At 39.7% G+C, this 12,534-nt stretch carries 11 protein-coding genes and 1 pseudogene; 7 read left to right on the top strand and 5 right to left on the bottom strand.

The genetic code is table 11. The features are described 5' to 3' along the window. Positions 1-18: 18 nt before the first annotated feature. Positions 19-1,002 carry an aldo/keto reductase gene (locus AC3ANL_RS22250; protein WP_488326531.1) on the bottom strand — a complete coding sequence of 328 codons (984 nt, stop codon included), beginning with the start codon at positions 1,000-1,002 and terminating at the stop codon, positions 19-21. A gap of 242 nt (positions 1,003-1,244) precedes the next feature. Between AC3ANL_RS22250 and AC3ANL_RS22245 the strand changes: the two are divergent. From AC3ANL_RS22245 to AC3ANL_RS22235, 3 genes and pseudogenes are all read left to right on the top strand, one after another. Next, positions 1,245-2,163, top strand: a pseudogene (locus AC3ANL_RS22245) (AraC family transcriptional regulator). Positions 2,164-2,523: 360 nt separating this feature from the next. Next, a complete protein-coding gene (locus AC3ANL_RS22240) occupies positions 2,524-2,808 on the top strand; it encodes a hypothetical protein (protein WP_488326530.1) in 285 nt (94 codons plus the stop codon). A 3-nt stretch (positions 2,809-2,811) separates the two neighbouring features. Beyond that, positions 2,812-3,843: an alpha/beta hydrolase family protein gene (locus AC3ANL_RS22235; protein WP_488326529.1), complete on the top strand. Its 1,032-nt coding sequence runs from the start codon at positions 2,812-2,814 to the stop codon at positions 3,841-3,843. A 336-nt stretch (positions 3,844-4,179) separates the two neighbouring features. Here the strand turns inward: AC3ANL_RS22235 and AC3ANL_RS22230 are convergent, their stop codons facing one another. The 3 genes from AC3ANL_RS22230 to AC3ANL_RS22220 all read right to left on the bottom strand — a co-directional run bounded on the left by AC3ANL_RS22230 (position 4,180) and on the right by AC3ANL_RS22220 (position 5,630). Next, on the bottom strand, positions 4,180-4,338 hold the full coding sequence (locus AC3ANL_RS22230; RefSeq protein WP_488326528.1) for a hypothetical protein: 159 nt from the start codon (positions 4,336-4,338) through the stop codon (positions 4,180-4,182). A 246-nt stretch (positions 4,339-4,584) separates the two neighbouring features. Then, on the bottom strand, positions 4,585-4,824 hold the full coding sequence (locus AC3ANL_RS22225; RefSeq protein ID WP_488326527.1) for a hypothetical protein: 240 nt from the start codon (positions 4,822-4,824) through the stop codon (positions 4,585-4,587). A gap of 152 nt (positions 4,825-4,976) precedes the next feature. After that, complete coding sequence (locus AC3ANL_RS22220) at positions 4,977-5,630, bottom strand: YdeI/OmpD-associated family protein (protein WP_488326526.1); 654 nt, start codon at positions 5,628-5,630, stop codon at positions 4,977-4,979. A gap of 372 nt (positions 5,631-6,002) precedes the next feature. Between AC3ANL_RS22220 and AC3ANL_RS22215 the strand changes: the two genes are divergently transcribed. Then, complete coding sequence (locus AC3ANL_RS22215; protein ID WP_488326525.1) at positions 6,003-6,446, top strand: cell wall hydrolase; 444 nt, start codon at positions 6,003-6,005, stop codon at positions 6,444-6,446. 663 nt (positions 6,447-7,109) lie between these two features. Continuing rightward, positions 7,110-7,817 carry a DNA alkylation repair protein gene (locus AC3ANL_RS22210; protein ID WP_488329805.1) on the top strand — a complete coding sequence of 236 codons (708 nt, stop codon included), beginning with the start codon at positions 7,110-7,112 and terminating at the stop codon, positions 7,815-7,817. A 62-nt stretch (positions 7,818-7,879) separates the two neighbouring features. On the opposite strand, the gene AC3ANL_RS22205 is transcribed toward AC3ANL_RS22210, so the two are convergent. Then, positions 7,880-8,650 carry an SDR family NAD(P)-dependent oxidoreductase gene (locus tag AC3ANL_RS22205; protein ID WP_488326524.1) on the bottom strand — a complete coding sequence of 257 codons (771 nt, stop codon included), beginning with the start codon at positions 8,648-8,650 and terminating at the stop codon, positions 7,880-7,882. Between the two features lie 207 nt (positions 8,651-8,857). On the opposite strand from AC3ANL_RS22205, the gene AC3ANL_RS22200 reads away from it, so the two are divergent. Further along, the gene (locus tag AC3ANL_RS22200; protein WP_488326523.1) at positions 8,858-9,463 is read left to right on the top strand and encodes a TetR/AcrR family transcriptional regulator; all 606 of its coding nucleotides are present in this window, start codon (positions 8,858-8,860) and stop codon (positions 9,461-9,463) included. A gap of 293 nt (positions 9,464-9,756) precedes the next feature. Further along, on the top strand, positions 9,757-12,357 hold the full coding sequence (ppsA, locus tag AC3ANL_RS22195) for a phosphoenolpyruvate synthase (protein WP_488326522.1): 2,601 nt from the start codon (positions 9,757-9,759) through the stop codon (positions 12,355-12,357). Positions 12,358-12,534: the final 177 nt, after the last annotated feature.

Below are 12,534 nucleotides of genomic sequence, written 5' to 3'. Positions count from 1 at the left end.
TTAACTAGTAAGTGTGGGTTATTTGCCCACTCTATTTGCGTATTCAGCTGGATAACGGTCTCCTGAAATCTCGATCTTCGAGAGTGTATTGTTCAAATCACTAAGTTCCTTATGAGTCAATTCAACGTCCGCTGCGCCAAGATTTTCTTCTAAGCGCTCCAATTTGCGTGTGCCAGGAATCGGAACAATCCATGGCTTCTGAGCAAGTACCCATGCGAGTGAGATTTGAGCCGGCGTTGCGTTTTTCCCTACAGCTATCTTCTTGATCAATTCGACTAAAACTTGATTTGCTTCGATATTCTCTGGTTTGAAACGAGGCACGATGCTGCGGAAGTCGGACTGAACAAATGTAGCATCCTTATTAATTTTTCCAGTAAGAAAGCCCTTGCCCAACGGACTGAACGGAACGAAGCCAATCCCAAGTTCTTCAAGCGTAGGCAGCAGTTCTTCTTCAGGACTTCTCCACATCATGGAATATTCACTTTGAATGGCTGTAAGCGGCTGAACTTTGTTTGCACGGCGAATGGTTTCCACCCCAGCTTCAGAAAGTCCCCAATGTTTAACCTTACCTTCGTGGATGAGGTCTTGTACCATTCCTGCTACTTCCTCTATTGGTACATTTGGGTCAACACGATGCTGATAGTAAAGATCAATGGTATCAACCTTTAGTCGTTTAAGCGAGCCTTCGACTGATTGCCTAATGTGCTCCGGCTTACTGTCAAGCACCTGCTTGCCATTTACCATTTTAATACCGAATTTAGTAGCGATGACCACCTCTCCCTTAAATGGAGCAAGCGCTTCGCCTACCAACTCCTCATTTACATATGGACCATACACTTCGGCGGTGTCGAAAAAAGTCACACCATGGTCAATCGCCTTATGGATCAGCGAAATCATTTCTTTCTTGTTTGATGCCGGACCGTACCCATGACTCATTCCCATGCATCCAAGCCCAATTGCAGAGACTTCCAGGTCACTTTTTCCTAATTTCCGCTTTTGCATCCTAAATCATCCTTTCTTTTTTATGATTTTTTACCCGCCACCGATAGAACCATACGGCATTTCGCCAAGATCGGAGGGTGGAATAACAGAAAGCTTCTGTATCTATTATGCACCAAAATAAAAAGCGACCGATATCCAATTCGTATCAAATGATTGCCTATTCCTCTCACAACGACTTTCGAGACAGGTGAATATGAATTATAATAGGACTATCCAGGACAAAGGAATAGAAGGAGGATCTTATGTCTGACCGAATCGATCAACTGCAAGATGAGCTTGCCAAACTCATAGAGTGTTATTCAGGACAAGATGGTGTGCATGCAACGGCTATTCCATCTTTATTTTTTATTCGCCGCTCCCATGTTACCGGTCCCAATCACAGTGTATACAAGCCGTCCTTATGCATTATCGTTCAAGGTGCGAAGGAAGTATCGCTGGCACAGGAGCGCTTTAGGTACAGTCCTGCCAATTACCTTGTTGCATCGGTTGGCCTGCCGGTTATCGGGCAAGTAGTGGAAGCCTCTGCCGATGTTCCATATTTGGCTCTCAATCTTGTCCTTCCACCGAGTCAAATCTTAGAGGTTTTACGTGATGCTGAAATTCGAGGTGGAAGGAAAGAGAATGCTAAGCGAGCCATGTTTGTCAGTCCGACAGAGTTGTCTATGTTGGAAGCGGTTGTCAGGTTTGCCCGTTTGCTAGACAATCCGCAGGATATTCCGGTACTTGCTCCTCTTTTTATGAAGGAAATTCTTTATCGGGTTCTGCAAGGACCTCATGGGGGGGGCGCTAGAACAAATTGCAATAGAAGGCAGTTCTGCCTATCAAATTAGTAACGTGATCGAACATATCCTGAAGAACTTTGATAGGTCGTTTCTGATTGAAGAGCTTGCCGAAATCGCGAATATGAGTGTATCTTCGCTTCATAGGCACTTTAAAGAGGTAACCGCTATGAGTCCTATTCAGTTCCAAAAACAACTGCGACTGCAGGAAGCACGGCGTCTTTTATTATCTGAGGCAACAGATGCCACTGATGTCGCATTCCGAGTAGGGTATGAAAGTGCATCACAATTTAGCCGTGAATATGCTCGTATGTTTGGTCTTCCACCTATAGAAGATGCTAAGCGCCTGAGGGAGAAATATGAGCAAACGATTAAGTCTTGATTTCCCTGCTGAAAAGGGGCATTTTCTGTTTTAATTATAGATAGGTATTCTTTACAAAAATCTGAGGGTTGTTCCTGTATGGATTGAGAAGATTGTACCTAAAGTAACTTGGGCGATTGCTGAAAATGAGCAGTCGTTTTTTTGTGCTAATAAACAGGTAAGGTCCCTACGGATGACTGGGTGGTAAAAAGCGGCTGCTCATCCGAACATTTCACAGGATGTGCAAGATGAGGGCAATGTAGGGAGGAAAAAGTCCTATACATTTAATAAGAGATGTCTTATAATTTTTTGTAAATAAAGGTAAATAAACCATTTAATGGATTTTGTGGCCATTAAGATGGTTAAGTGGGAGGAAAATAAATGGGGATAGTCTTACTTATTTTAGCAGGGGTTATCGAGGTTGGATTAGCGGTACATAGCATCATAACTAAATCCAATCAAAAGCGCATAAGGAATTGGGTACGCATTGGCGCTTTCATTATTTTTGTTGTATTTGTAACCATCTTCAGGTGGAGTTTAAGGTGGTGGCTATTGGCAGCTGTGCTTTTTATTTTTGGAATTATAGCAGTGATTTCCTTACTAAGAAACAAGGAAGAGAAAAGATATCGCCCTGTAGGTAACGTCTTAAAGGCAGTTGGGATGTAGGTATTGATTGCTGTTGGTTTGCTACCTGCAATCATTTTTCCACAGCATAAGGTAGTAGCCGCTACTGGTGATTATGATGTCACGACAAAATTGTATACCTTAACAGATGACAAGCGTATCGAAACTTTCACGGATTCAGGCGAGAACAGAAAGGTAAATATTGAATTTTGGTATCCACAGAAGGCAGATAGGAAATATCCACTAATCGTATTTTCTCATGGTGCGTTTGGGATTAAGGCAAGCAATACCTCTACCTTTGAAAATCTAGCAAGTAACGGGTATGTCGTTGTTTCCATTGACCATCCATATCACTCTTTGTATACGAGAGATACAGATGGCAATATGACGATGGCAGATCGTTCCTTCATGAAGGAAGTGGAAGATGCTAATAATGGTGTTTTTGATGAGGGAACTTCCTTTGAGCTCGGACAAAAATGGTTGAAAGTGAGAACAGACGACATCAATTTTGTAATCGATACCATTAAGCAACAAGCGGGTGATCAGGCTTCGGATGAAGTGTATCAACGGATCGACACAACTAAAATCGGTTTAATGGGTCATTCCTTAGGCGGTGCAGCAGCTGCAAAACTTGGCAGAGATCGTCATGACATTGCTGCTGTCGTCAACCTGGATGCAGATTTGCTTGGAGAAGAGCTTGGAGTGGAGAATGGCAAGACAGTAATTAATAAAGATATTTATCCGGTGCCTTTACTTAGTATCTATTCTGATACGATGAAGAACTTAATGGATAGCGTTACGGATCCAAATATCGTCCTTCCGCAAAAATATATCTCGGATACTGCTCCTGATGCATATGAAGTGTATATAAAAGGAACAAATCACATGAGTCTTACCGATTTACCGCTCGTATCACCGTTTCTAGTCAATATGATTAATGGTTCAACAGATAAAGGCACTACCGCGCATGAAGCTGATAAATACAATGTGCTAGAAACGATGAATGACCTTGTACTGAAATTTTTTAATAGTTACGTGAAGGGTGAAGGTAGTTTTAAAGCAGCAGGAACGTACTAGAAACAATCATTTTAGGTTATATCTAGAGCAGCCTATTGTCGGATAGGAGGCGCAAATTGTCGGAAAGGGGCTTCGTATTGTCGGATAAGAGGAGTCAATTGTCGGGAAGGAGCTGCTTATTGTCGGGAAGGAGCTGCTTATTGTCGGGAAGGAGCTGCTTATTGTCGGATAAGAGGCGCCAACTGTCGGATAGGAGCTGCTTACTTGCTGATAAGAGACGCCAACTGTCGGATAGAAGCTAATTACTTGCGGATAATCATTCACAAACTCTTGATGTAGACCCCAAAGTTGAATCTTCAGGTCCAACTCTAGGGGTTCACATCACAATATGGTTTTTTAATCGTGCATTGCTCCTGCCTCTCGGGAAGTCATTGCACCTTGTCCTTCGCTTACATCCTTTTGAATTTCTTGTTTTACTTTTTGGGCATCAGTTCCGGCAAATTCTGGTTTCATAATGGAGCCCAAATTCTCTGTCGCTTGCTGATCTTTTTGCATAAAAGCCCTCCTCAATTTTTTGTTTAACCATCTTAGTATTTACAAAAAACCACTCGCTATGTTCCGTGGATTTGAGAGGATTCACAAAGAGTAAGGGGGCTTTCATTAGACAATTCTGTTGCTGCGGCAGCCCCTTTATCATGACTGGCTAATAGGCAGTTGGTTGACTAAAGGTACTTAAAAACAAATAAGAGAACCAAGAGTGTAAACCAACACTATCTCGGTTCTCTTATATTTGGTAATCCCTTATTGATTGCCGAAATTTCCAGCAAATCGCTTCACAACTTCTTGTATTTCCGCCATTTTTTCAGGCTTAATTAAGGTAATCATCTTAGGGATAAACTGTTGAATATCATCTTGTGTGAAAGTACCCTCTGATTGCTTCTTAAAGTTTTCTGTAAGGATTTCTTTTGCCTCATCAACCTTATCTTCTTTTACTTTATCTAAAATAAAATTTAAAAACATTTCTTGTGCTTGTTTGTCCATTACATTTGCCTCCTAAAAAAATTATTATGAAACCTTTTGGTGTCGTTAATATTGTAACACCAAAAGGTTTTATGTCAAAATAGTTTAATTTAGTTATTCCGAAAAGGAGTTCGAATGAACGCAAAGTGAGGAAATATTTTAATGTTTGATTTTCATCGAATATTCTTGTGTGAGCCGTCACAGCTGGGCTGCTTTTGAGATAGTCCACAAGTGCAATCATTTAATCCCTTGCCATCGAGAATTTGCTGCCTATATTTTTCAACCCTTGACTCGCGAGTTTTGGATTGTTTCGGTTGAGAAAAATAAAGAATGTATGCTCTTTGCCGTCCTGGCGTCAATGCTTCAAAAGCTGTTTGCAAGGCAGGGGTTTCATCGAATTTATTTTGAAGTTCTTCAGGAATTATGTATTCGGTATTCTTTTTAAAATTTACTTCCAAACCGGCTTTTTCAACTTCAATGGCTTCAAAAATATAGGCTTTCAAAATGGCTTCCATTTCAACTATTTCTTTAACATTGGTGAACCGAATCTGGCGCGCCGCCTGTACATTCTCTGTTTGTTGGATTAGAATCCCATGGGCATCCTGTAACAAGGCACCTTTGTGAAAGAGAAGCGCACAATATTCTTTAAATCCATGTATTAATACGATGTTTTTTTTCTCAAATGTGTAACAAGGATGCATCCACTTAAATTCTTCGGTCAGCTCACAGGCAAGAACGATATTTCTCAACTTCTCATATTCTTCCTGCCACTTTTCAGCTTTACTTATAAATTCATCAACCTTAGGATTCATTCTACTATTTGTCATCAAGAACACCTCTCTTCCATTTTTCAATCAGTTGACAGTCAAGAATGGTCATTCTCAATTTCTCCAATTCTTTCTGTCCCTTTTTGGCTTTACTTGAATATACAACAGCCTTGAATCTTTTTCCATGACCTATTTGGCAAACTTGCTTGAATCTGTTAAGAGACCAAACCTTCTCGATCGGTGTCGTGTCAAGCATACCTAGCTTGGAAAACCTGGGAGCTTATGTAGCTGATTTTCCCCATGAGTCCAAGAAAATAGGCATCCACGTCTTGATTGTCCTTACTGTAAGCTTTAAAAACTAAGCCATTCTTATTTTATAAACCATGACATCAGTGCAGACATTTTTTCATACTATATTTTGGGGGTGAAAAAATGCCAAGGGTAAATTACCGAAGTTCAGACGTTGACCTAATGGCAAGGATGATGAGAGCGGAAGCCGAAGGAGAAGGCAAACAAGGAATGTTATATGTTGGAAATGTAATTGTGAATCGTCTAAAAGCAGATTGTTTAGATTTTAAAAATTTAAGAAAAATTCCAGATGTCATTTTTCAAGTGCAAGGAGGAAATTTTTCATTTGAAGCTGTTCAAAAAGGGAATGTATTTTATCAAAGAGCGAGAACTGCAGAAAAAAGATTAGCCAAACAGAATTTGGATTATTGGAGAGAACACCCAGGAAAATATGCACTTTGGTATTTCAATCCATATGCTCCATGTCCTCCAACCTGGTACGATCAACCTCAATCTGGTCAATATAAAAATCATTGTTATTATGAACCAAAAGCCGGAACCTGTGATAATGTTTATATCGGAAGTTGAGCTTACTCTATGAGTGAGCTTTTTTATATGCTTTTCCCATTTAAGCTAAATGGCTGCATTGATTGATGAAGGAGGAACGCTTATTATATTATTCTAAAGGGCTGTAATTATTTTTGGTGCAATTGAGTATTTGATGTGAATTATGTTGTGAAATTAATTGTGGAATTCCAAGTTTTGATTTTGCTAAAAAACCGAACTCGTTTTAAAATCCACGAAGCGGTAGTTTATCAAGGCTCTAAACGCCCGAACCCCTTTCAGAATCCACGAAGCGGTAGTTTATCAAGGCTCTAAACGCCCGAACTCGTTATAGAATCCAAGAACCGGTCGCTTATCAAGGCTCTAAACGCCCGAACCCTTTATAGAATCAAAGAAGCGGTAGTTTATCAAAGCTCTAAACGCCCGAACCCTTTATAGAATCCAAGAAGCGGTCGCTTAACAAGGCTCTAAACGCCCGAACTCAAATCAACGAAACGGTCGCTTTCAATCCAATTTTCAGCTTACCCGGGAACTCACCAGCAACCCCTGTGCTGCTACATACACTCCGGACATGTTGAGACGGTGGTTTGGCTGACAAATGTAAAGATTTGTTATAGGATATTAGAGATGGGTTTGATTGGCTTAAATATTGAGGGGGAACCTCCAAATAGTGGGAAGTGATTGATGATGAATTTACAAATGGTAATGCAGGAGCTTGAAGCTCTCGGCAAGGAACGAACCAAGAAAATTTACATATCCAATGGTGCGCACGAGCCGCTTTTTGGCGTGGCTACAGGTGCTATGAAACCAATCGCCAAGAAAATAAAAATAAATCAACCTTTGGCTGAGCAGCTTTACGCCACAGGAAACTACGACGCAATGTACTTTGCAGGTATCATTGCAGACCCAAAAGCTATGACTGAGGCGGACTTTGAGCATTGGATCGATGGGGCGTATTTTTATATGCTGTCCGATTTTGTGGTTGCTGTAACTTTAGCTGAAGCAGATATAGCACAAGATGTTGCTGATAAATGGATCGCAAGCGGTGAAGAGTTGAGAATGTCAGCGGGCTGGAGTTGCTACTGCTGGCTTTTGGGTAATCGTCCGGACGGTGAATTTTCCGAAAGCAAGCTTGCCAATATGCTTGAACTGGTGGAAAAAACGATTCATGATGCTCCAGAACGAACAAAATCCGCTATGAATAATTTCATTTACACAGTGGGTATTTCATATTCACCACTCCATGAAAAAGCGGTCGAGACCGCAAAGGCAGTAGGCCCAGTAGAGGTCAAGCGGGACAACAAAAAAAGCAGTTTTCTAAACGCCTTCGAGAGTATTCAAAAGGAAGTAGATAAAGGAAGGCTTGGTTTCAAACGCAAATATGTAAGATGTTAAACAAGAAGACACCACTCAATGGAAAAGTGTGGTGTCTTCTTGTTTTTAATGAATCATCATGCTTAACGACTAGTGTAACCAGCATCAGCGTGGATAGTTGTTCCAGTGACATAAGATGATTGATCTGAAGCTAACCAAAGACTAGCTTGAGCAACTTCTTCAGCTTTTCCAAATCGATTTAAAAGGCTAAGTTGAGGAGCATATTCTGCTTCATTTAAGCCAAACTGTTCTAAAGCCCCACGTAGCATGGGAGTATCAATAGCACCTGGTGCCACTGAATTTACACGAATGTTATGGGCGCCGTTTTCAAGAGCAGCAACCTTTGTCATTCCTACTACACCATGTTTAGCTGCCACATAAGCAATGTTATTTGGTTGAGGACGGAATCCGCTTACTGATGAAATATTGATGATTGATCCGCCTTCACCTTGCTTGATCATTTGTTGTAGTTCATATTTCAAACATAGTGCAGTTCCTGTAAGATCAACAGAGATTAACTTGTTCCAGTAATCTTCATCGAATTCTGCTACTAATTTATCATCTGGAGTTAAAGCTGCATTATTAACAGCTACATCAAGACGTCCATATTTTTCAACAGTTGCATTAACAAGATTTTGTACTTGTTCTGATTTAGAAATATCAACTTTTACAAAATAGGCAGTTCCTCCATTAGCTTCAATTTCAGAAACTGCTGCTTGTCCTTTTTCTTCGTTAAAGTCGGCAACTACTACTTTCGCTTTTGCTTCTGCGAAAAGTTTTGCTGTAGCAAGTCCCATCCCCATTGCTGCGCCTGTTACAATTGCTACTTTACCGTCTAATACTGGAAAGGTCATAGTGTTATTCCCCCTTAGTTTTGTAATCCTCTTATTTTGAAAATATGCCAAAATAAATGGAATATATCTCAATACTGAGATATTTTTGAAACAAATCAAGTATAATTTATTAATGAAAAGGCTTCAATATGCAATAATATAGGAAGTGTATGAAAACGAACATTTGGGTCGATTTTGTACGTTAAAAATGTAAGAAGGAGTTTTCATATGCCTATTCTACATCCTGATAAACGTGTAAGGAGAACAAAAGAAAACTTTAAAGCAGCCTTACTATCGTTGATGGAAGAAAAAAGCTTTCATAACATCACAATTACAGAAATCGTACATGCTGCAGATTACAATCGAGGAACCTTCTATGCCCACTATGAAAAAAAGGAAGATTTGTTGGATGAGATCATTGAAGAGATGTTTGAAAAAATGACCGAGGCTTATCGGAAACCGTATCTTGGTTTAAAAGTTGTAAACTTCAATGAAATACGGTCTGATTCAATTGTCTTATTTGATCATTTCTTAGAAAACAAAAGATTTTATAAGCTTATGTTGAATCCAACAACAAACAATAATTTTTATGGAAAAATGATAAAAAGATTAGATCAGTTATTCAGAGAAGAGTTTGAATTCACGTTTACTGAGATAGACCCTAATATTGATATCAACCTTTTTAGCACCTATCGGATACATGGTATTATTGGATTGATTCTAGAATGGATTGACAATGATTTTACACAATCATCCTCGTATATGGGAGATCAACTCATCCATATATTGAGATTTTATACACCGGAAATCTATATCAAAAAGCAAAAAGATTAAGGGCGAGCAACTTTAATACTAATATGTATATATCTTATTAACCAAACGAGCGCAATTTAAGAATAAGAAATGCGCTTTTTCTTTATGTTAAGGGCCATATTGTTGAACAATACAATTTAAGAAAATTGGTAAGGGTGGCATCAGCTTACTGTATGGTAAGGTCATCCTATTTAAAAAAAATAGAACTCTTCCTAATTTAATTATAGCATTTAAAAAATGGTTAATATAGACTGTTTATTCTCATTTACTACTGCTAAAATCAATAGAACATTAATGGTTGGGGGAGATGTGGAATGAGTTCTTTGGTTCTCGGTTTTCAGGAAGTGGAAAAAACGCAGCTTTTGCTCGTTGGCGGAAAAGGGTTAAATTTAGGGGAATTATCAAAAATTCAAGGAATACAAGTACCAGAAGGATTTTGTGTTACAACAGTGGGATATCAAAAAGCCATCGAACAAAACGAAACGTATCATGCTTTGTTGGATCAACTAACAAGGCTAAAAGTAGAAGAGCGAGATCAAATTGGTGAAATCAGCAGGAAGATTCGACAAATCCTTATGGAAGTAGAAATTCCTTCCGATGTTGTGAAAGCCGTTACTCACTATCTCTCCCAGTTTGGCGAGGAACATGCTTATGCAGTGCGTTCTAGTGCGACTGCTGAAGATTTACCACATGCCTCTTTTGCTGGTCAACAAGACACCTATTTAAATATCATCGGCAAAGAAGCTATTTTACAGCATATCAGCAAATGTTGGGCTTCCCTTTTTACGGATCGCGCGGTAATCTACCGTATACAAAATGGATTTGATCACAGTCAAGTGTATTTATCCGTTATCGTTCAAAGAATGGTTTTCCCACAGGCTTCAGGGATTTTATTTACCGCTGATCCGATTACTTCTAACCGAAAGCTGCTATCAATCGATGCCAGTTTTGGGCTTGGAGAAGCATTGGTCTCTGGTTTGGTATCTGCCGATTGTTATAAAGTACAGGAAGATAAAATCGTCGATATGAGGGTAGCAACCAAAAAATTGGCTATCTATGGACGAAAAGAAGGCGGAACAGAGACACAGCAGATCAATCCTGTTCAGCAAAAGACTCAAACACTTACAGAACAACAAATTTTACAATTAGCACGCATCGGAAGACAGATTGAAGCTCATTTTGGCTGCCCACAAGACATCGAATGGTGTTTGGCAGATGATACATTTTATATGGTCCAGAGTCGACCGATCACTACTCTTTTCCCCATCCCCGAAGCGGATGATGAAGAAAATCATGTTTACGTATCTGTCGGTCATCAACAAATGATGACCGACCCTATAAAACCATTGGGATTGTCTTTTCACCTGTTAATAACTCCTGCACCTATGCGTAAAGCTGGTGGAAGGTTGTTTGTGGATGTCACACCAATGCTGGCTTCACCTGACAGCAGAAACATGTTATTAAATACCATGGGACAACACGATCCGCTCATGAAAGATGCACTTACGACTGTTGTAGAGCGAGGAGATTTTATAAAATCGTTACCAAATGATCAAAAAGCACCGCGTCCCAACAGAAACAATACAGATATGCCGGAAGAAATCGAAAACAATCCTACCATTGTTCATGAGTTGATTAAGCGCAGTCAAACGTCGGTAGAAGAGTTAAAACAAAACATTAAAACGAAATCAGGATCGCATCTTTTGGATTTTATTTTGGAAGATATCAAAGAGTTAAAGAAGATTTTATTTGACCCACAAAGTACAGCTGTTTTTATGACTGCTATAAATGCTTCACATTGGATCAATGACAAAATGATGGAGTGGTTAGGTGAAAAAAACGCAGCAGACATACTTTCTCAATCTGTACCAAACAATATTACTTCGGAAATGGGTCTAGCATTATTGGATGTCGCAGATGTGATTCGTCCATATCCAGAAGTAATTGATTATTTACAACATGTAAAAGATGATAACTTTTTGGAAGAACTGGATAAGTTTGAAGGAGGAAGGGAAACCCGAGACGCTTTCAATGCTTTTCTCAACAAATATGGAATGAGATGTGCCGGTGAAATTGATATTACGAGAACACGTTGGAGCGAAAAACCAATTATACTTGTCCCTATGATCATTGGTAACATCAAAAACTTTGAGCCAAATGCCGGCAAGTGGAAATTCGAGCAAGGGCTGCGTGTTGCTTTGGATAAGGAAAAAGAGTTATTAGACCGATTGAAACAATTACCGGATGGTGAACAAAAGGCCAAAGAAACAAAACGAATGATCGATCGTATTCGGAATTTCATCGGTTATCGTGAATATCCAAAATACGGCATGATTAATCGCTACTTCGTTTATAAGCAGGCTTTACTGAAAGAAGCCGAACAACTCGTGAAAGCGGACGTTATTCATGAAAAGGAAGATATATACTATCTCACATTTGAAGAATTCCGCGAAGTCGTACACACAAATAAACTGGATTACCAGATCATCAACAAGCGAAAAGACGATTACAAATTATATGAAAAACTAACGCCTCCGCGTGTGATCACATCTGATGGTGAAACACTCTCAGGTGAGTACAAACGAGAAAATCTCCCAGTCGAAGCTCTTGTGGGGCTGCCTGTTTCTTCCGGAGTTATCGAGGGACGAGCGCGTGTCATCTTAAACATGGAAGATGCTAATCTAGAAGAGGGAGACATATTAGTCACCTCCTTTACTGACCCTAGCTGGACACCATTGTTTGTATCGATAAAAGGCCTAGTCACCGAAGTGGGTGGGCTGATGACTCATGGAGCAGTGATCGCACGTGAATATGGCTTACCCGCAGTTGTCGGGGTGGAAAATGCGACCAAACTGATAAAAGATGGGCAACGAATTCGCGTTTATGGAACAGAAGGGTACATCGAAATATTGTAATTGCTGAATACGTTCAGCTTTAATTAGTAGTATCGCGCTCCAGTGGATATTAGAGCGGTGTTTACAATTCTCTTCTAAGGATTCCACTTAACTGTGCATACTGGATATTTTGAATAAGCTTTATAAGGTGGATTGAATTATCGGGTGCAATAGTTAAACATTCAGTGCCAATTTGGT

It is taken from the genome of Neobacillus sp. DHD-1R (genome assembly GCF_057747995.1).
Note: the sequence above shows the minus strand (reverse complement) of the source record. Positions and strands in the feature narration are given on the sequence as shown.

Bases quoted from the DNA above. Each gene is read 5' to 3' on its own strand.
- AC3ANL_RS22225 (WP_488326527.1), bottom strand. From the start codon at position 4,824: ATGGACAAACAAGCACAAGAAATGTTTTTAAATTTTATTTTAGATAAA.
- AC3ANL_RS22205 (WP_488326524.1), bottom strand. From the start codon at position 8,650: ATGACCTTTCCAGTATTAGACGGTAAAGTAGCAATTGTAACAGGCGCA.
- AC3ANL_RS22220 (WP_488326526.1), bottom strand. From the start codon at position 5,630: ATGACAAATAGTAGAATGAATCCTAAGGTTGATGAATTTATAAGTAAA.
- AC3ANL_RS22215 (WP_488326525.1), top strand. From the start codon at position 6,003: ATGCCAAGGGTAAATTACCGAAGTTCAGACGTTGACCTAATGGCAAGG.
- AC3ANL_RS22230 (WP_488326528.1), bottom strand. From the start codon at position 4,338: ATGCAAAAAGATCAGCAAGCGACAGAGAATTTGGGCTCCATTATGAAA.
- AC3ANL_RS22210 (WP_488329805.1), top strand. From the start codon at position 7,110: ATGAATTTACAAATGGTAATGCAGGAGCTTGAAGCTCTCGGCAAGGAA.
- ppsA (WP_488326522.1), top strand. From the start codon at position 9,757: ATGAGTTCTTTGGTTCTCGGTTTTCAGGAAGTGGAAAAAACGCAGCTT.
- AC3ANL_RS22240 (WP_488326530.1), top strand. From the start codon at position 2,524: ATGGGGATAGTCTTACTTATTTTAGCAGGGGTTATCGAGGTTGGATTA.
- AC3ANL_RS22250 (WP_488326531.1), bottom strand. From the start codon at position 1,002: ATGCAAAAGCGGAAATTAGGAAAAAGTGACCTGGAAGTCTCTGCAATT.
- AC3ANL_RS22200 (WP_488326523.1), top strand. From the start codon at position 8,858: ATGCCTATTCTACATCCTGATAAACGTGTAAGGAGAACAAAAGAAAAC.